The 18607-nt window shown below is 71.6% G+C and carries 16 protein-coding genes; 10 read left to right on the top strand and 6 right to left on the bottom strand.

Annotated elements, in window-relative coordinates; genetic code table 11:
- Positions 1-46: 46 nt before the first annotated feature.
- Positions 47-811, top strand: a complete 765-nt coding sequence (gene yqeC, locus JIN95_RS12900) for a selenium cofactor biosynthesis protein YqeC (protein WP_200531744.1) — start codon at positions 47-49, stop codon at positions 809-811.
- A gap of 45 nt (positions 812-856) precedes the next feature.
- Here yqeC and JIN95_RS12895 read toward each other — a convergent pair whose 3' ends face one another.
- The 3 genes from JIN95_RS12895 to JIN95_RS12885 form a co-directional block, all read right to left on the bottom strand.
- On the bottom strand, positions 857-1501 hold the full coding sequence (locus JIN95_RS12895) for a hypothetical protein (protein ID WP_095635876.1): 645 nt from the start codon (positions 1499-1501) through the stop codon (positions 857-859).
- Positions 1502-1503: 2 nt separating this feature from the next.
- Positions 1504-2697 carry a glycosyl transferase family 2 gene (locus tag JIN95_RS12890; RefSeq protein WP_200531743.1) on the bottom strand — a complete coding sequence of 398 codons (1194 nt, stop codon included), beginning with the start codon at positions 2695-2697 and terminating at the stop codon, positions 1504-1506.
- Positions 2698-2795: 98 nt separating this feature from the next.
- Positions 2796-3980: an MFS transporter gene (locus JIN95_RS12885; protein WP_095635878.1), complete on the bottom strand. Its 1185-nt coding sequence runs from the start codon at positions 3978-3980 to the stop codon at positions 2796-2798.
- A 100-nt stretch (positions 3981-4080) separates the two neighbouring features.
- Here JIN95_RS12885 and JIN95_RS12880 point away from each other — a divergent pair, with 100 nt between their 5' ends.
- Complete coding sequence (locus JIN95_RS12880; RefSeq protein ID WP_008849790.1) at positions 4081-4251, top strand: HVO_0758 family zinc finger protein; 171 nt, start codon at positions 4081-4083, stop codon at positions 4249-4251.
- 480 nt (positions 4252-4731) lie between these two features.
- On the opposite strand, the gene JIN95_RS12875 is transcribed toward JIN95_RS12880, so the two are convergent.
- On the bottom strand, positions 4732-5238 hold the full coding sequence (locus JIN95_RS12875; protein ID WP_200532155.1) for an acyltransferase: 507 nt from the start codon (positions 5236-5238) through the stop codon (positions 4732-4734).
- Positions 5239-5424: 186 nt separating this feature from the next.
- Positions 5425-6708: a phosphoribosylamine--glycine ligase gene (gene purD / locus JIN95_RS12870; protein ID WP_200531742.1), complete on the bottom strand. Its 1284-nt coding sequence runs from the start codon at positions 6706-6708 to the stop codon at positions 5425-5427.
- A gap of 128 nt (positions 6709-6836) precedes the next feature.
- Here purD and JIN95_RS12865 point away from each other — a divergent pair, with 128 nt between their 5' ends.
- Positions 6837-9116 (top strand): thioredoxin domain-containing protein, encoded by a 2280-nt coding sequence (locus JIN95_RS12865; RefSeq protein ID WP_200531741.1) that lies wholly within the window; start codon positions 6837-6839, stop codon positions 9114-9116.
- A 41-nt stretch (positions 9117-9157) separates the two neighbouring features.
- Positions 9158-10267 (top strand): geranylgeranyl reductase family protein, encoded by a 1110-nt coding sequence (locus JIN95_RS12860; protein WP_200531740.1) that lies wholly within the window; start codon positions 9158-9160, stop codon positions 10265-10267.
- 29 nt (positions 10268-10296) lie between these two features.
- Here the strand turns inward: JIN95_RS12860 and JIN95_RS12855 are convergent, their stop codons facing one another.
- Positions 10297-10758, bottom strand: a complete 462-nt coding sequence (locus tag JIN95_RS12855; RefSeq protein WP_095635882.1) for a TRAM domain-containing protein — start codon at positions 10756-10758, stop codon at positions 10297-10299.
- Between the two features lie 130 nt (positions 10759-10888).
- Here JIN95_RS12855 and JIN95_RS12850 point away from each other — a divergent pair, with 130 nt between their 5' ends.
- From JIN95_RS12850 to JIN95_RS12825, 6 genes are all read left to right on the top strand, one after another.
- On the top strand, positions 10889-12127 hold the full coding sequence (locus tag JIN95_RS12850) for a mandelate racemase/muconate lactonizing enzyme family protein (protein WP_200531739.1): 1239 nt from the start codon (positions 10889-10891) through the stop codon (positions 12125-12127).
- Between the two features lie 209 nt (positions 12128-12336).
- On the top strand, positions 12337-12687 hold the full coding sequence (locus tag JIN95_RS12845) for a DUF2209 family protein (protein ID WP_200532154.1): 351 nt from the start codon (positions 12337-12339) through the stop codon (positions 12685-12687).
- Positions 12684-14033 carry a GTPase HflX gene (hflX, locus tag JIN95_RS12840; RefSeq protein WP_200531738.1) on the top strand — a complete coding sequence of 450 codons (1350 nt, stop codon included), beginning with the start codon at positions 12684-12686 and terminating at the stop codon, positions 14031-14033. The genes JIN95_RS12845 and hflX overlap by 4 nt, the downstream gene beginning before the upstream one ends.
- 151 nt (positions 14034-14184) lie before the next feature.
- A complete protein-coding gene (acs, locus tag JIN95_RS12835; protein ID WP_200531737.1) occupies positions 14185-16149 on the top strand; it encodes an acetate--CoA ligase in 1965 nt (654 codons plus the stop codon).
- A gap of 73 nt (positions 16150-16222) precedes the next feature.
- The gene (locus tag JIN95_RS12830; RefSeq protein WP_200531736.1) at positions 16223-16459 is read left to right on the top strand and encodes a DUF2061 domain-containing protein; all 237 of its coding nucleotides are present in this window, start codon (positions 16223-16225) and stop codon (positions 16457-16459) included.
- Between the two features lie 254 nt (positions 16460-16713).
- Positions 16714-18516 (top strand): bacterio-opsin activator domain-containing protein, encoded by a 1803-nt coding sequence (locus tag JIN95_RS12825; protein ID WP_095635888.1) that lies wholly within the window; start codon positions 16714-16716, stop codon positions 18514-18516.
- Positions 18517-18607 lie beyond the last annotated feature (91 nt).

Here is an 18607-nt window from a genome sequence, read left to right as displayed (position 1 = left end):
CTTCTGACCGACGGATTTTCGCCCCCGGCCGACCACCGGTTCGAACGTGAACGACATCGTCGACGCCCTCGGCGCGGCCGCGGGGACGACCTGTCTCGTCGGCGCCGGCGGGAAGAAGACCACGCTCTACGCGCTCGCCGACCGGCTCGACCGGGCGGTGCTCACCGCGACGGTCCGGATCCCGATCTTCGACCGCGAGGTCGCCGCGGTGCGCGTCACCGGGGACCCCGTGAGCGCGCTCGACGCGATCGAGGGGGCCGACGCAGCCGAGGTGGCCAACGGACCGGAGGACGCCTTCCCGCTCGGCCTGGTCCCGGAGCGCGAGCGCGACGACCGATACCGGGGGTACGACCCCGAGGTTGTCGACGAGATCGGGGCCGCCCACGACGGGCCGGTCCTCGTGAAGGCCGACGGCGCGCGGACGCGGCTCCTCAAGGCGCCGAACGACCGCGAGCCGCAGGTCCCGGCGGGCGCGGACCGCGTGATACCGGTGGCGAGCGTCGGCGCCGTCGGGGAGCCGCTGACGGCGGAGACGGTCCACCGCCCCGAGCGCGTCGCGGCGATCGCGGACGCCGCCGTCGGCGACGAGATCACGCCCGAACTGGTCGGCGGCGTCCTCGCGCACGAGCGGGGCGGCTTAAAAGGGATCCCGGACGGGGCGACCGCGGTCCCGCTCGTGAACGCCGTCGACGACGCCGACGACGAGGCGACGGCGCGCGAGATCGCTCGGGTCGTCCACGAGCGCGCGGACGTGCCGCGGGTCGTCCTCGCGCGGATGATCGAAGGGGAGATCGTCGACGTCGTGGAGTGACACCGGCGGCCTGACCGCCCCGTCACCGCTGTCCGACGGGGGCGCCTACCCGTCCAGCTCGGCCACGATCCGCTCGCGGATGTCCCCCGCGTCCACGGGCGCCCACGCCTCGATGTCGTAGGTCACGTCGGCGAGGACCTCCAGCCGCTCCGCGTCGCCGGACTCGATCGCGGCGACCGCGTCCCTCGACAGCCGTTCCAACACGGCCTCCGAGAGCGCCTCCCGGTCCACGTCGCGCTCCGGCACGTCGAGGATGTGCGGGAGGTCCTCGGCGTCCGCCGGCAGCGAGGGGAACGCCGCCGGACCGACCGCGAGCGCGACCGCGTCGGGTTCGTCCCCGCCGACGGAATCGTCTCCGCCCTCCGAGTCACCCCCGTCGTCGGAGCCGTCCCCGTCGTCGGATGTCGCGGGATCGGTCACCCCTTCCAGTGTGTTCCCCGCTCCCGCTTCCGAGAGCGCCGCGGGGGGCGCGGGGACGAGCGCGTACTCCGCGACGGCGACGTCGATGGCGGCGGCGATGGCCTCGTCGTCGACCTCGGCGCGCTGTTTGAAGGCGAGCTCCGAGAGCGCCTCCGACAGCTCCGCGCGGGTGAGCCACTCGAACAGGTCGACGACCCCGGCGAGGTCGTCGCGCGCGGCGACGCTCGGGGCGCCGCCGTCGGACCGACTGGGTCCGTCCGCGTCCCCCACGGTCAGTCCTCCCCCGGCGCGGCGTCGGCGCCCGGGTCCGCCGGTCGCGGGCGGTCGGCTTCCGGCAACGTCCGGTCGGTTCCCCCCGAACGGTCGTCTCGCGCGGCCTCGAGGTCGGCCCGCGCCGCGTCGGCGACCTCGGCGGGCGTGACGGGCGCGTCGCGCCACGCCGGCAGACGGGTGTCCGGGCCCGGCTCGCCGAGGGCGTCCGCGTACGTCTCGACCTGCTCGCGTTCGGCCGCGCGGTCGTAGTCGAGGCCGTTGAACGCGGCGTCCGTCTCGTAGCCGCGGATCAGCCCGTCGGCCGCCTCGCGGTAGCGGTCGGCGAGCGCGTCGTACTCGACGTCGACGCCCGCGCCTTCGACCGCGCGGAGGGTCGCCTCGCCGACCGCCCGGCTCATGTCGGCGAGCCCGGTCGGCCCGTCGACGGAGCGGTGGTCGTGCTCGTACCGCCCCAGGTCGACCTGCGCGCTCTCCGCGAAGCCGGCGTGCGCGAACGCCTCGCCGAGCGTCCCGACCTCCAAGCCCCAGCCGCGCTGGACCCGGAGCCGCGAGACGAGGTCTGTCGTCGCCGCGAACTCGCCCGCGAGCGCGTAGCGGAACGCGTCGAGGTACTCTAAGACGCCGGGCTCGCGCCGCTCCGTCGCGTCGGCGAGCGCGCGGACCAGCGGCCGGAAGAACAGCCGGAACAGCCGCCCGTACAGCGAGCCGTCCTCGACGCGGGCGTAGTACCCCTTCGAGAACTCGTGGCCGCGGGCGAGCGGGAACAGCAGGCGGTTCACGAACGCCTGCGAGTACGTCTTCGTGTCGGCGTCGTGGACCACGACGAACTCCTCCTCCAAGGCGCGACCGAGCCCGAGCCACACGTCCCGCCCCTTCCCGCGGTCGCCGTCGAGCCCGCGCTCCGCGAGCAGCTCCGTGAGCCGCGGGCCGCCGCACCACAGGGGCTCGACGTCCACGTCGAACCCGTCGAGCCAGTCGGCGAAGGGGCCGACGCGGTCCGCGGGGGCGCGGAGGGGGACGACCACGCGGGCGGGGTCGACCGACTCCAGCGCCGTCAACACCCGATCGGCCGCGAGCGTCCCGTACTCGCGTTCCGTCATCGGCACGACGACCGCCGCCCGGCCGGTGGGGGCGTCCGGCCGGTGGTCGGTCAACGCGTGCAGCGTGGTCACGCGCTCTTGTACGTACTCCATCTATCCGGTACACGGGCGGGACGCCCTAAATAGGTGCGATACCCGTCCCCCCTGCCGGTCTCCCCCTTCGGCGCGCCGCGCCACCCGTGCGCGGACGATCAGGCCGCGCGCTCCGCCCCCGCGGCGCCGCCGGGGACCCGACCGAGGCGCTCCAGGACCGCGTACGCGGCGACGACGACCGCGAGCCCCCCGGCGAGCGCGAGGAAGACGGCGTCGTAGCCGGCGCCGGCCTCGATCGCCTCGCCGACGACCCACGAGCCGGCCGCCTGCGTCGTCATCATCCCGGCGGAGAAGACGGCGTACGCCGACGCCCGCGACTCGTCCGGCAGCGACGCGAGCAGGTAGGTGTCGCTGGCGGGGAACAGCATGTGGATCGCGAAGCCGACGACGACGCTGGCGGCGACGACTGCGACCAGTCCCGAGGAGACGACCACGAAGACGACGCCGACGAGGAACGTCGACACGATGCCGAGCAGGTACGGGACGTGCGGGAGCCGGTCGGCGAGGTCGCCGGAGACGAGGAACGCCGGGACACCCGCGGCGAAGATCACCGTCAGCAGGTTCCGCGCGGTCGCCGCCGGGATCCCCTTGTCGATCATGTACAGCTCGTAGAAGTTGAAGAGCCCCTGCCAGACGAAGCTCGTGAGCCCCATCAGCACGACCCCGGCGAGGATCAGCTTCCACTCCGAGAGGGCGCCGGCGACGAAGTCCGTGTCGCCCGCGCCGGCGTCCGGGAGGTCGGTCCGGCGCGCGAGGGCGACGAAGACCGCGGTGGAGACGGCGGCGGCGAGCGCGAGCCCGTGGAAGGCGAGCCGCCAGTCGTACCAGAGCGCGACCGTCACGACCGGCGCGGCGGCGACGGCGGCGAGCTGGCTCGCCATCCCGTGCACGCCCATCACGCGCCCGACGCGGGTCGGGAACAGCTCCGAGATGAAGGGGTTGGCGGCGACGAAGTAGACGCCGGACGCCAAGCCGATCGCGAACGCCGCGGTCATCAACGTCGGCACGCCCGGCGCCAGTGCGACGCCGAGCGCGCCGAGCGTCAGCATCGCTCCCGAGACGAGGATCACGAACTGGCGAGAGAAGCGCGTCAGCGCCCAGCCCGCCGGGAGCCGCGGGGCCGCCGATCCGAGCCACGCGAGCGTGACGATCAGCCCCGCCGTTCCCTCGCCGATCGCGAACTCGCCGATGAACTCCCCCACGAGGGGTGCGAACACGACCCGCGCGAAGTTGACGAGGAAGACGATCGCACACAGCGACCCGAACAGCCGACTCCGTGACACGGGCGCCGTTGTCGACGGCGGGAGACAAGGGTTGCGAAAGCGACGCGTCCGACCGGCGTCGTACGGGGTTTTTATACGCTCACGCGATCAACTTCGAGCCATGAAATCGACGCGGAAGGGCCTTCGCGACGGCGACCTGTTCAAAGACACCTACGAGCGGTTGAACTGCGCCGACTGCGAGAAGGTGTTGAAAAAGCAGAACGACCCGGACGAGGTGTTTTCCGTCCGCGTCTGCCCCGAGTGCGAGGCGACGTTTAAAGAGCTGCGCTGACGAGTTCTCCCCCCTTCGTACCGTCGCTGAAGTCGATGGTCCCCGCGTCCCCGTGCCGCCTTCTCGGCCGCATCGCGTCCCGTCTCCAGACGCGATGACGATTGACGCGACCGATCACCGTGGATTACACCTCGATCGACTGCGGGAGTGGGTATAGCAAACTGGCTGATCGGTTGTTTATAAGTGGGATTGTGGTGTTGCTGTCGGCTGTTTATAAGTGATCGACGGTGTTGCGGTGAAGACCTGCAAAGCCCCAATCGCGAGGGCGCCGCACGCTCGCTGCGCGCCTCGCTGCCGCTCGCTACGCTCGCGGCGTCCCTCGCGCGCGCTCCGCGCGCCCTTATCAGGGCGCTCGGAGGCGCGCGCCACCGCAACAGCCGTTTTTAAGTAATCGTCGCCGCCGCTCACGCCCCGTTTAAATACGATATCGCTCTCCTCGATCTGCAAGACCCACCCCCGCTATCGGTCGAGACGATCCGATCAGTCGCCGCCCCCGGCCGCGCCGCTCTCCCCGTCCGCTCGCGAGACGACCTCGGCCGGCACGCCGGCGACCGTCGTTCCGGGCGGTACGTCCTCGGCGACGAGGGAGTTGGCGGCGACCTGCGCGCCCTCGCCGATCGTGACGCCCGGGAGGACGACCGCTCCCGCGCCGATCATTGCGCGGTCCTCGACGACCACGTCGCCGAGCCGGTACTCGTCCTGGAGGAACTCGTGACAGAGCAGGGTGGCGTCGTAGCCGACGATGGCGTCGTCGCCGACCGCGATCCGCTCGGGCCAGAACACGTCCGGGGTCGACTCCAACCCCCACGAGACGCCGGCGCCGACCGTGACGCCGATCCGGCGCAACAGCCAGTTCTTCAGCCGGAGGCTCGGGCAGATCCGCGCGAGCACGATCACGACGTAGTTGCGGACGACCGCGAGCGGCGACTTCGCGTCGGGCCACGACCACAGGGAGTTCCGCACGCCGCCGGTCGGGTGGCGCTCCAGCCGATCGGTGCGGTGGCCGCCGGACTCCGCCTCGTCCGTCTCGGACCCCGCGCCGGCGGTCTCGGACCCCGCGCCGCCCGTTCCAGACCCCGCGCCGTCGGTGTGGGCGGCGTCGGAATCTCCGTCCTCGTGAGTCACGGACGCCCGTTCGGGCGGCTCCGGTAAAAGGGTCGCTGACGCGGCGCGCTACTCCCGCAGCTCGGCCATGTGGTCGATCCGGCGCTGGACGAGATCCGCTTTGCCGATGTCGTGGCGGATGCGGACCCGGTCGCCGGCGGCGGCGAGCGCGTCCTCGGCCTGGGCCTCCGCGGCCGCGATGGAATCACCGCGGCCGACGACCGCGAACGACCGCGAGGTGGTGGTGTACAGTCCGTCCTCGCGCTCGTCGACGCTCGCGTAGTAGAGGAGCGCGTCGCCGACGCTCTCCTCGTCGACCGCGACCTCCGCGCCCGCGTCGGGGTCGGTCGGGTACCCCTCCGGGACCGCGTACTTACAGACGGTCGCCTCGCCGGAGAAGTCGAGTTCGGGGAGGTCGTCGCCGTCGCGCGCGGCGGTGAGAACGTCGAGGAAGGGGGTCTCTAGGACGGGGAGCGTGTTCATCGCCTCGGGGTCGCCGAAGCGCGCGTTGAACTCGACGACCTTCGGGCCCGCGTCCGTGAGCATGAACTGGCCGTAGAGGACGCCCTTGTAGTCGGGCAGCGCGTCGACGACCGCCTCCAACACGTCGACGGCGGCGTCGTAGTCGCCCTCGGCCATGAACGGGAGCGAGAGCCCGGTGTCTGTGTACGAGCCCATCCCGCCGGTGTTCGGCCCCTCGTCGCCCTCGTAGGCGCGCTTGTGGTCCTGCACCGCGGGGGTCGTGCGGAGCTCGCCGTTCGCGACGAACGCCTGCACCGTGAACTCCTCGCCGACGAGGCGCTCCTCGAGCACGACCCGATCGTAGTCGGAGTCGCGGAGGTACGCCTTGGCCTCCTCCGCCGTCACCTGATCGCCGATCACCTTCACGCCCTTGCCGCCGGTGAGCCCGGCCGGCTTCACCGCGAGGTCGCCGTCGTACGCGTCGATGTACTCGCAAGCGGCCTCGATGTCGTCGAACACCGCGTAGTCCGGGCAGCCGGGAACGCCCGCCTCGTCCATGAACTCGCGCTGGTACGCCTTGTCCGTCTCCAGGCGTGCCTCCTCGGCCCGCGGGCCGAACGCGTACACGCCCGCCTCGTCGAGGGCGTCGGCGACTCCCGACTCCAGCGCCGACTCCGGCCCGATCACGGCCAGGTCCGCGCCGACCGCGGTCGCGTAGTCGGCGACCGCCGCGGCGTCGGTCTCGTCGATCGTCTCGAAGCCGTCCGCGAGCCGGCGGATCCCCGGGTTCCGGTTGCTCGCGCAGGCGTACAGCGCGCAGTCGTCGGCGACGGCGCGGGCGATCGCGTGCTCGCGTCCGCCGCCCCCCACCAAGAGTACGGTCTCCGTCATGTGCGACCGATCACTACACGGTAGTGTAAACTTTACTCTCCATCTGCGTTCGGATATACATGTTCGTGCAGTACTTCCGGCGGACGCTCGTGTGACGGGTTTTTGCCGCGCCGGGCCGAATCGGACGTATGTCACAGCCGACCGAGCGGAACCGCCTCGACGGGGAGGCAAGTCCGTACCTCCGACAGCACGCGGACAACCCCGTCAACTGGCAGCCGTGGGGCGAGGAGGCGTTCGAGCGCGCCCGGGAGCACGACGTGCCGGTGTTCGTCTCGATCGGGTACTCCTCGTGCCACTGGTGTCACGTGATGGCCGAGGAGAGCTTCGAGGACGAGGCGGTCGCGGAGGTGCTCAACGAGGAGTTCGTACCGATCAAAGTCGACCGCGAGGAGCGGCCCGACGTCGACAGCACCTTCATGACCGTCTCGCAGCTCGTCACCGGCGGGGGCGGGTGGCCGCTCTCGGCGTGGTGTACGCCCGAGGGAGAGCCGTTCTACGTGGGGACCTACTTCCCGCCGGAGCCGCGCCGGAACCAGCCCGGGTTCCGTGACCTCTGCGAGCGCATCGCCGACTCGTGGGCGGACCCGGAGCAGCGCGAGGAGATGAAGCGGCGCGCCGACCAGTGGACGACGAGCGCCCGCGACGAGCTGGAGTCGGTGCCGGAGTCGGAGCCCGTCGGCGACGCGGACGTCGCTGGGGACGCCCCCGACGCCGAGGCGCCCGGCCCCGACCTCCTCGACGAGGCCGCGGCCGCGGCGATCCGCGGGTACGACGACGAGTACGGCGGGTTCGGGGGCGGCGGCGTGAAGTTTCCGATGCCGGGCCGGATCGACGTGCTCATGCGGGCGTACGCGCGGACCGGCCGCGACGCCGCGCTCACCGCCGCGACGGGCACCCTCGACGGGATGGCCCGCGGCGGGATGTACGACCAGATCGGCGGGGGATTCCACCGGTACGCGGTCGACCGCCAGTGGACGGTCCCGCACTTCGAGAAGATGCTCTACGACAACGCGGAGCTCCCGATGGCGTTCCTCGACGCCACCCGGCTCACGGGCGACGCCTCGTACGCCCGGGTCGCGAGCGAGACCCTCGGCTTCCTCGACCGCGAGCTCCGCCACGAGGACGGCGGGTTCTTCAGCACGCTCGACGCCCGGAGCCGACCGCCCGAGAGCCGGCGCGGTGACGCGGGCTCCGACGGGAGCGACGACGACGCTGCCGATGTCGAGGGGGCCTTCTACGTCTGGACGCCCGGCGAGGTCGACGCCGTCCTCGACGAGCCCGCGGCGTCGCTCGCGACGGACCGGTACGGGATCGAACCCGGCGGGAACTTCGAGCGGGGCACGACTGTCCCCACGATCGCGGCGACGGTCGCGGAGCTCGCCGACGAGCACGACATGTCCGCGGAAGCGGTCCGTGAGACCCTGACCGAGGCCCGCGTCGCCCTCTTCGAGGCGCGCGAGTCGCGGCCGCGGCCCGCCCGCGACGAGAAGGTGCTCGCGGCGTGGAACGGCCGGGCGATCTCCGCGTTCGCCGCCGCCGGACAGGTTCTCGGCGAGCCGTACGCCGAGATCGCGAGCGACGCGCTCGCGTTCTGCCGCGAACGGCTGTACGACGAGGAGACCGGCGACCTCGCGCGACGCTGGCTCGACGGCGACGTGCGCGGCCCGGGCTACCTCGACGACCACGCCTTCCTCGCGCGCGGCGCGCTCGACGTCTACTCCGCCACCGGCGACCCGGAGGCGCTCGGCTTCGCGCTCGACCTGGCGGAGGCGATCGTCGCGGACTTCTACGACGACGATGACGGCACGATCTACTTCACGCGGGATCCCGACGAGACCGCAGGAGGGGGAGACAGCGAGGCGCAACGCGCCTCTGGCAGCCGGACGCAGTCCGGCGACAACACCCTCTTCGCCCGCCCGCAGGAGTTCACCGACCGGTCGACCCCGTCGAGCCTCGGCGTGGCCGCGGAGACGCTCGCGGTCCTCGACGGGTTCCGGACCGACCGCGAGTTCGCCGACGTGGCGGAGCGTGTCGTGACGACCCACTCCGACCGGATCCGCGCGAGCCCGCTTGAGCACGTCTCCTTAGTGCGCGCGGCCGACCGCGTCGCGTCCGGCGGGATCGAGGTGACCGTCGCCGCCGACGCGGTGCCGGACGCGTGGCGCGAGACGCTCGGCGAGCGCTACCTGCCGGGCGCGCTCGTCGCCCCGCGCCCGCCGACCGACGACGGGCTGGCGGCGTGGCTCGACCGGCTCGGGATGGACGAGGCGCCGCCGATCTGGGCCGACCGCGACGCGGTCGACGGCGAGCCGACCGCCTACGTCTGCGAGGGCCGGACGTGCTCGCCCCCGGAGACCGACCTCGACGCGGCGCTGGAGTGGCTGGCGGCGCGGGAGCGGTCCGAGTAAGCCGCGTCGCAGTTATAAGTCCCCGTCACCACGCTCCCTCCATGCACGATTTCGTCGTCGTGGGCGCGGGGCCGCCGGGGTCGCGGTTCGCCCGGCGCGCCGCCGCGGCCGGCCGCGACGTCGTCGTCTTCGAGAAGGGGTCGGTCGGGACCCCGCTGGCCTGCTCCGGACACGTCTCCGACGACGTGTGGGAGTACGTCCCGGACGACGCGCGCGGCGAGCTCCTCCAGAACCGGGTGTACGGCGCGCGCTTCCACGTCGGCGGGCCCGGGTCGAAGGCGTATCCCTTCTACAAGCCCGAGCCCGTCTCGAACGTGATCGACCGGGTCGGGCTCGACCGGACCCTCGCCGACTGCGCGCGGGAGGCCGGCGCGGACGTGCGAGAGGGCCACACTGTCGTCGGCGTCGACGAGCGCGACGACCGGGTCGTCGTCGAGGTCCGGACGCCGGCGGGCGACGTGGAGTCGGTCGCGGCGCGGATGGTCGCCGGCTGCGACGGCCCCACGTCGCGGGTCCGGCGGTCGCTCGACCTCCCCGAGCCGGACGAGCTGCTCCACGGGGTGCTCGCGTTCGACGACGCGCCGGACGACGGGGACCTCGTCGACGTCCACCTCACCGCCCCGACGTTCTTCGCGTGGCGGATCCCCCGCGGCGACGCGGGCGTGGAGTACGGGCTCGCGGCGCCGCCGAGCGACGACGTGTCCGCGATGTTCGACCGGCTCACCGACGCCTACGACGTGACGACGGACCGGTTCTGCTCGGGGGCGATCCCGATCGGTCCCCCCGAGCGCGTGACGACCGACCGGGCGTTCCTGATCGGCGACGCCGCCGCGCAGACGAAGCCGTTCACCGGCGGGGGGATCCTGTACGGGATGACCGCGGCGGACGTGGCGGCCGAGGCGATCGACCCCGACGACCCGGACACGCTCGCCCACTACGAGTCCGGGTGGCGGGAGGCGATCGGCACCGAGATCCGGCTCGGCGCGGCGATCCGCCGGTGTTACTCCCTCCCAGAGCCGGTCCAGCGGGCCGGGCTGCGGGCGCTGTCGGGCGAGATCGGCGTCCACATGGACCGGCCGAGCTCCTTCTTCTCGCCGGGGCACCTCAGGAAGCTGTTCTCGCGGAGCGACCCCGAGGACGCGCCGCGGTAGACGACCTCGCCGGACGAGAGAGAAGAGACCTACTCCCCGACGACTTCCGCGAACGAGACGTTCTCGCGGACGCTCGTGATCTCGACGGTCGGCTCGTCGCCCGGCTCGGAGTCCGGGACGATGACGACGTACCCCCGCTCGATCTTCGCGATCCCGTCGCCCTTGTCGCCGAGCGTCTCGATCGTCACCTCTCGCACGTCGCCCTCGGAGACCGGCGGGCCGGAGGCTTCGGCGTCGGTCGCCGCTCGCGTCGTCGTTGACGCTGGGCTTCCCCCCGCGCCGTTGGTGGCGACGGCGCCGGCGTCGTCGGCCGCGACGGTCGCGCCGCCGTCGTCCCCCTCCCGTTTGATCAGGGCGACCCGGTACGACTCGCCCGCCTCGATCGTCCCGTGTTCGATCTCCGTGGCGGGGATCCGAACGACGTGCTCGTCGCCGCGCTCCTCTACTGTCCCGGTAAAGAGACACTTCAGCGAATCCGTGAGTTCGACCATGCGGACAGTTGCGGACACGTCAATGAAAAACCCCCTATTTACGCGGGGGACGGAAAGCGGCGTTCGCGCCGAGCGAACCCTTCCTCAGAGGAACATAAACGTTTACCCTGTTCCGAATGAATCGCCGTCTATGAGCCGAAACTACGAGTCGCTCCACGACCCGAACGCGGAGTACACGATGCGGGAACTCTCCGCCGAAACGATGGGGACCACGGGCTCGCGCGGCGGCGGGCGCGACGTCGAGATCACGGACGTACAGACGACGATGGTCGACGGGAACTTCCCGTGGACGCTGGTCCGCGTGTACACCGACGCGGGCGTCGTCGGCACCGGCGAGGCGTACTGGGGCGCCGGCGTCCCCGAGCTGATCGAGCGCATGAAGCCGTTCGTGATCGGCGAGAACCCGCTCGACATCGACCGGCTCTACGAGCACCTCATTCAGAAGATGTCGGGCGAGGGCTCCGTCGAGGGCGTCACCGTCACCGCGATCTCCGGGATCGAGGTCGCGCTCCACGACGTGGCCGGCAAGATCCTCGACGTGCCCGCCTACCAGCTGCTCGGCGGCAAGTACCGCGACAAGATGCGCGTGTACTGCGACTGCCACACCGAGGAGGAGGCCGACCCCGAGGCGTGCGCCGACGAGGCCGAGCGCGTCGTCGACGAGCTCGGCTACGACGCCCTGAAGTTCGATCTGGACGTGCCGAGCGGCTTCGAGAAGGACCGCGCGAACCGCCACCTCCGTCCCGGCGAGATCCGCCACAAGGCGGAGATCGTCGAGAAGGTCACCGAGCGCGTGAAGGACAAGGCCGACGTGGCCTTCGACTGCCACTGGACGTTCTCGGGCGGCTCCGCGAAGCGCCTCGCGGACGCCATTGAGGAGTACGACGTGTGGTGGCTCGAAGACCCCGTCCCGCCGGAGAACCTCGAGGTGCAGGAGGAAGTGACGAAGAACACGATCACGCCGATCACGGTCGGCGAGAACCGCTACCGCGTCACGGAGCTCCGCCGCCTCATCGAGAACCAGGCGGTCGACATCGTCGCGCCCGACCTGCCGAAGGTCGGCGGCATGCGTGAGACCCGCAAGATCGCGGACGTGGCGAACCAGTACTACGTCCCGGTCGCGATGCACAACGTCGCCTCCCCGATCGCGACGATGGCGGCGGCCCACGTCGGCACCTCCATCCCGAACTCGCTGGCGATCGAGTACCACTCCTACGAGCTCGGCTGGTGGGAGGATCTGGTCGAGGAGGACGTCATCGAGGACGGCTACATCGAGGTGCCGGAGAAGCCCGGGATCGGCCTCACGCTCGACATGGACACCGTCGAGGAGCACATGGTCGAGGGCGAGACGCTGTTCGACGAAGCCTAGCGAAGCTGACCCGTCACGCGGCGTTATTTATCAGCGATCGTCGCCGACGACGCGGTTACTTTTGAGTACTACCTCGATCCCGACCACGGAAACGTTCAATTCGCCGGGCGGCCTATCGGAGCGTATGGACACGACAGCCCCCGCGACGGAGCCGCGTTCCGACCGAACCGAGGTGGCGGGCGCCCGCCCCTGAGGTCGTCGGCGTCGACATCAGCGGTCGCCACGAGGAGGCCGGCGAGTACCTGATGGTCGCGGCCGCGGTCCACGCCCGGATCGACTCGACGCGGATCCGGTCGGTCGAGGGGATGGGCTTTGCCGCCGTGCGCGAGGGGCCGACCCTCGAGGCGACCGTCGCCCTCACGGCGGAGGCGGTCGGGGGCCTCCCGGAGCCGCCCGAGGGACCGATCGTCGCCGAACACGGCGAGTTCTACGAGGAGCCCGCCGAGCGGGTGGGACTGAGCTTCCAACCCGAGTTTAAATACGTCGAGAGCATAGGGGAGCGCGAAACAGTGCAGGCAGCACACCACGCCGCGTACGCCGCCCGGGACCTCCTGTTATGACCGGGAGCACTCAGGGGACGGCGACCGACACCGAGCCGACCGCCGCGGAGAAGCGCGCGGTCGTCGCCAAGCGCGTCGAGTCCGGATCGGCGGACCTGACCGAGATCAGCCAGCTCGCGGCCGCCGCGGGCTACGACGTGGTCGGCGAACTCACCCAGACCCGGACCGAGGACGCCGCGTTCATGTTCGGGAAGGGGAAGGTCGCGGAGCTCCGCGACCTGGTCCGCCGGACCGACGCGACCGCCGTGATCGTCGACAACGACGTGGGGCCGTACCAGACGTTCAACATCGGGGGCGAGCTCCCCGAGGGCGTCGAGGTGATCGACCGGTTCACGCTCATCCTCGAGATCTTCGGGCAGCGCGCGAACACCCGGAAGGCCCAGCTGCAGGTCGAGCTCGCGGAGCTGCGGTACGAGCTCCCGCGCGCCGAGGCGAAGGCGAGCCTCGCGAAGCGCGACGAGCGGCCGGGGTTCATGGGGCTCGGCGAGTACGACGAGAGCGTCGAGCGCGACATCAAACGCCAGATCTCGGAGATCCGCGACGAGCTCGAGTCGATCGCGGAGAAGGAGGAGGCGCGGCGCGAGCAGCGCCGCGACTCCGGGTTCGACCTGGTCGCGCTCGCGGGCTACACCAACGCCGGCAAGTCGACGCTGATGCGCCGGCTCGCGGCCGAGATCGATGTCGACGAGAACGCCGAGCGCCACCCCGATCTCGACACGACCGCGGAGTCGCAGGACATGCTCTTTACCACCCTCGGCACCACCACCCGCCGCGCCGAGATGGAGAAGCGCGACGTGCTGCTGACCGACACGGTCGGGTTCATCGCGGACCTCCCCCACTGGCTGGTGGAGTCGTTCGAGTCGACGCTCGACTCCGTGTACCGCGCCGACCTCGTGCTGCTCGTCGTCGACGCGAGCGAGCCCGTCGAGGAGATGCGCGAGAAGCTCGTCACGAGCCACGACACCCTCTACGAGCGCAACGAGGCGCCGATCGTCACCGTGTTCAACAAGGTCGACCGGCTGGCGCCGGGCGAGCTGGCGGACAAGCGCGCCGCGCTCTCGGGGGTCGCGCCCGACCCCGTCGCCGTCTCGGCGAAGACGGGCGCCGGCGTCGCGGAGCTCCGCGACCGTGTCGAGGCCGAGCTGCCGGACTGGGAGCGCGAGCGGCTCGTCCTTCCCCTCTCCGACGACGCGATGAGCCTCGTCTCGTGGGTCCACGACCACGGCCACGTCGAGGCGGAGACGTACGCGGACGACCAGGTCACGCTCGACTTCGAGGCGAAGCCGTCGATCGTCGCGCGCGCTCGGTCGAAGGCGGCCGGGCTCGCGCCAGCGGAGTCGACGTAGGATTCTGGCTCTCTGTCGGCTCCGGTCTCCACCACCCTTCGTCGGCTCCGGTCTCCACCACCCTTCGTCGGCTCCGGTCCCCCGTTTCCGATCGATCCGGGCGCCGGGTTCGCGGACAAAGTATACATTCCTTCGATTGTGAGGTAGTATCATGGATTACGCCGGAGTCGACGGCCGGCGGACGGACGAGGCCGCCGCCGGCGACGACGAGGAGGTCGTCGAGCCGCCCGCCGCGTTCAGCGACCGGGCTGTCGCGAGCGACCCGGAGCTGTACGCGGCCTTCGCCGAAGAGGGGCCCGAGGCGTGGCGCCGCGCCGCCGACCTGCTCGACTGGGACCGTCCCTACGAGACCGTCCTCGACGACAGCGACCCGCCGTTCTACGAGTGGTTCCCGGACGGGCGGCTCAACGCCGCGGCGAACTGCGTCGACCGCCACCTCGACGAGCGCCGGAACCAGCTCGCGATCCGCTGGTTCGGCAAGCGCGGGGAGCGGCGGTCGTACACCTACCTCGACCTCCACCGCGAGGTGAACGCGCTCGCGGCCGGACTGCGGGAGCTGGGCGTCGAGGAGGACGACGTGGTGACGTTATACCTCCCGATGATCCCGGAGCTGCCGATCGCGATGCTGGCGTGCGCCCGGATCGGCGCGCCTCACAACGTCGTCTTCGCGGGGCTGTCGGCCGAGGCGCTCGCGACCCGGATCGACGCCGCCGACTCGGAGTTCCTCGTCACCTGCGACGGCTACTACCGCCGGGAGGACGCGTTCAACCAGAAGTCGAAGGCGGACAACGCCCGGCTCCGGGCGGACGCCGACCTCTCGGCGACGGTGGTCGTCGACCGGCTCGGCGACGCGCTCGACGTGACCCTCGGGGACGGCGAACACGAGTACGAGGCGCTCGTGGACGCCCACGACGGGGAGGCGGTCGAGCCGGTCGCGCGCGACGCCACCGACCTGCTCTTCGTGATGTACACCTCCGGGACCACGGGGCGCCCGAAGGGCGTCGAGCACGCCACCGGCGGCTACCTCTCGCACGTCGCGTGGACGACCCGGAACGTGCTCGACGTGCGCCCCGACGACACCTACTGGTGCGCGGCCGACATCGGCTGGATCACGGGCCACTCCTACGGCGTGTACGGGCCCCTCTCCGTCGGGACCACGACCCTCCTCTACGAGGGCTCGCCCGACTACCCCGACCGGGACCGCGTGTGGGACCTGATCGAGCGCAACGCCGTCAGCGTCTTCTACACCTCGCCGACCGCGATCCGCTCGTTCATGAAGTGGGGCGCGGAGTACCCCGAGGCCCACGACCTGTCGTCGATCCGCCTGCTGGGGACGGTCGGCGAGTCGATCACCCCGAAGGCGTGGCGCTGGTACCGCGAGCACGTCGGGGGCGGCGAGGCGCCGATCGTCGACACATGGTGGCAGACCGAGACGGGCGCCATCTCGCTGGCGACGCTGCCGGGGGTCACGCCGATGAAGCCCGGCAAGGTCGGGCCGCCCCTGCCGGGGATCGACGCGCGCGTCGTCGACGAGGACGGCGAGCCCGTCGACCCCGGCGAGCCGGGGTACCTCACGATCGCCGCCCCGTGGCCGGGGATGCTCCGCGGGCTCCGCGAGGGCGACGAGCGCTACCGGCGAGAGTACTGGCTGGAGGGCGAGGACGGATGGCGGTACCGCACCGGCGACGGCGCCACCGTCGACGAGGACGGCTACGTGACCATCCTCGGCCGCGTCGACGACGTGATCAACGTCCGGACCCACCGGTTCAACACCGCGGAGCTGGAGTCGGCCATCGTCGGGTGCGACGGCGTCACGGAGGCCGCGGTCGTCGGCGACGACGACGGGCGGATCGTCGCGTACGTCACGACCCGCGGCGACGTCGACCCCGACGAGTCCCTCCGCGAGCAGATCGGAGAGCGGCTGGCGCGGGCGGTCGGCGACGTGGCGCGTCCCGACCGGATCGTGTTCACGCCGGATCTCCCGAAGACCCGGTCCGGGAAGATTATGCGCCGTCTGCTGGAGGACATCGCGCGCGGCGACGAGTTCGGCGACGTGAGCGCCCTCCGCAACCCCGAGGTCGTCGGCGAGATCGAGTCGGCCGTGCACAATATGTAACCATTTGAAGTTTCACAGGAAGTTTTTGGAAACGTCTGGTGGTTTCTTACTCTCGGAGACCGTTGTTCGACCCATGAGTGGACTCGTCTCGCGCTCCGCGATCCACGACCGGAAGCGGGCCGTCGCGAAAACGGTGTGTTACCGGGCGCTCATGGTCGCGATCACGGTTCTCGTGGCGTGGGTGGTCGTCGGAGATGTCGCCGCGGCCGTGAACATCGGAATCGTCGCCAACGTGGTGAAAACGGTAACGTACTACAGTTACGAGCGGCTGTGGGACCACGTCACGTGGGGAGTCGCCGAGACGGCCTGAATCGCGGAGCGGAGTGAGCCGCTGAGCCGATCTGAGTCCGGCAGCGCAGCACGGGGGTCGACGGCGTTCGGATTTTGTTTCGGTTTCGTATTGAGGGGCGAAACAGATCGTCGACATATCGCGCTCATTGAAGCATATATCGATATCCCCGACCGCACTCCGAGAGTCGATCGCCGAATTAGAGCGTCGATGGCTCGGTTGCGGGGAGTTACAGGGAAAGACTTACTTCGCTTTTCTGAGTGTACACGAAACGAATGGCAGACGGACTGGACGACGAGGCGTACGAGGCGCTCGTGACCGCGGCGGAGACGTACCGCGCCGCGCTGACCGTTCGCCTCGCCGGCGAGGCCGGCCTCCGGACCGGCGAGATCACGCGCGTCGCCCCGCGTCACCTCCGGGAGCCGGAGGGCGACGCGGACCTCTCCGTGCTCGCGGTCCCGTCCGACGACGCGGCGACGGGTGTGGAGGCGGGCGCAGACGACGGCTCCGAGTCGGAGGCCGCGGCGCGTGACGGGAGCCCGATCGACCGCGAGACGGCAGTTCCGGCGTCGCTGGCGGCGGAGCTGCGGCGGTACGCCGAGAGCGCCGACCTCGGGGAGTCGGAGCCGTTCGTCGACGTGTCGCCCCGCCGCGTCCAGATGATCGTGAGCGAGACCGCGGAGCGCGCGGCGGCGCGGACCGACGGCCTCGTCGACCCCGGGGTTACCCCGCGGGACCTGCGGCGGACCTTCGCGCGGCGGCTCCTCGTCGACCGCGGCGTCGACCCCCACGCCGTCCGCGAGGCCGGGGGCTGGGAGACGATGGCGACGCTCGACGGCTACCTCGGACCGCTCGACGGGGAGGCGATCGCCGAGGCGTTCGGCGGCGACGGTGTCGGTTCGCCGGACGGATCGGGGGCGATGACGGCGCCGACCGCGCTCGGCGGGTTCGAGGCGCTCGCGGACCGCGAGGGGCGGGAGGACCCCCTCGCGGCGGTCCCGGACGGGGTCGTCGAGGCCGACCGCTGGGCCGAGTCGTGGGTCGTTCGCAGGGCGGGCGACCGCGACCGCGTCGAGATCGCGGGCGCGGCCGGCGTCGGTCGGGAGGCGCTCCGCGACCGTGGCGCGACCGCCGAGGGCCCGTGGCGGGACGCGGTCGCGGAGGGGGAGCCGGTCGCGACTGAGGGGGCGACCGCGACCGCGGGGCGGCCGGCGATCGCGGTCCCCGTTCGGTACCGCGACGTGACCCACGGCGCGCTGTGCGTCGTCGCCGGCGGAGACGCTCCGATTTCCCCCGTCTCGTCGGCGGAGCGGCGTGAGATCGCGGCGCTCGGTCAGTGCCTCGGATGGGCGGTGACCGCGGGGCGCTGGCGCGACCTGCTCCACTCCGACGCGGTGACCGAGGTGGAGTTCCACACCGGCGACGAGGGGGCGTTCCTCGCCCGCGCGAGCGCGGCGCTCGGCTGCCGGATCGGGCTGGCCTCGACGGTGGCGGTCGACGACGACGCCTCCCGCTTCTACCTCTCGGTCGAGGGCGCGCGGCCGCAGGCGCTCGCCGACGTGATCGCCGGCGCGTCCGGCGTCTCCGACCTCCGCGTGATCGAGACCCGCGAGGACGGCTGCGACGTGTCAGCGCGCGTGGCGGGCGGGTCCGCGGTCCGGACGCTCACCGAACACGGCGCGACCGTCCGCGACGCGACTGCCGAGGACGGGCGAGTCCGGGTCGTCGCCGACCTCCCGGAGGGGGCCGACGTCCGCCCCGTCGCCGACGGGTTCCGAGACGCCTTCGCCGACGCGCGGCTCGCGAGCAAGGAGTCGGTGCCGCGGTCGCCCCGGAGCGAGGACTCGCTGCGGGAGGGCGTCGCCGACCGGTTCACCGACAGGCAGTGGGCGGCGCTGTCGGCCGCGTACCACGGCGGGTACTTCGACTGGCCGCGGGGGAGCACCGCCGAGGAGGTCGCCGACGCCATGGACGTCTCCTCCCCGACGTTCCACAACCACCTCCGGAAGGCACAGCGCAGGCTGCTCGACGAGCTCTTCGAAGACGGTCGTCGGACGCGGCGCCCCGATCGGGAGTGAATCGGCTCCGAGGCGGTCGGAGCGTTCCGAATTACACCGCGTATCTATAACGATTTTTCGTATTTAGCGCCAGCGTTTATATGCTGAGATC

This window comes from Halorubrum sp. LN27 (assembly GCF_016635065.1).
Taxonomy (GTDB): Archaea; Halobacteriota; Halobacteria; order Halobacteriales; family Haloferacaceae; genus Halorubrum; species Halorubrum salipaludis.
Note: the sequence above shows the minus strand (reverse complement) of the source record. Positions and strands in the feature narration are given on the sequence as shown.

What these genes read in the sequence shown, in the direction of transcription:
- JIN95_RS12850 (WP_200531739.1), top strand. Translation starts at nt 10,889, where the DNA reads ATGAGCCGAAACTACGAGTCGCTCCACGACCCGAACGCGGAGTACACG.
- JIN95_RS12865 (WP_200531741.1), top strand. Translation starts at nt 6,837, where the DNA reads ATGTCACAGCCGACCGAGCGGAACCGCCTCGACGGGGAGGCAAGTCCG.
- JIN95_RS12890 (WP_200531743.1), bottom strand. Translation starts at nt 2,697, where the DNA reads ATGGAGTACGTACAAGAGCGCGTGACCACGCTGCACGCGTTGACCGAC.
- purD (WP_200531742.1), bottom strand. Translation starts at nt 6,708, where the DNA reads ATGACGGAGACCGTACTCTTGGTGGGGGGCGGCGGACGCGAGCACGCG.
- JIN95_RS12860 (WP_200531740.1), top strand. Translation starts at nt 9,158, where the DNA reads ATGCACGATTTCGTCGTCGTGGGCGCGGGGCCGCCGGGGTCGCGGTTC.
- JIN95_RS12830 (WP_200531736.1), top strand. Translation starts at nt 16,223, where the DNA reads ATGAGTGGACTCGTCTCGCGCTCCGCGATCCACGACCGGAAGCGGGCC.
- JIN95_RS12855 (WP_095635882.1), bottom strand. Translation starts at nt 10,758, where the DNA reads ATGGTCGAACTCACGGATTCGCTGAAGTGTCTCTTTACCGGGACAGTA.
- hflX (WP_200531738.1), top strand. Translation starts at nt 12,684, where the DNA reads ATGACCGGGAGCACTCAGGGGACGGCGACCGACACCGAGCCGACCGCC.
- JIN95_RS12825 (WP_095635888.1), top strand. Translation starts at nt 16,714, where the DNA reads ATGGCAGACGGACTGGACGACGAGGCGTACGAGGCGCTCGTGACCGCG.
- acs (WP_200531737.1), top strand. Translation starts at nt 14,185, where the DNA reads ATGGATTACGCCGGAGTCGACGGCCGGCGGACGGACGAGGCCGCCGCC.
- JIN95_RS12880 (WP_008849790.1), top strand. Translation starts at nt 4,081, where the DNA reads ATGAAATCGACGCGGAAGGGCCTTCGCGACGGCGACCTGTTCAAAGAC.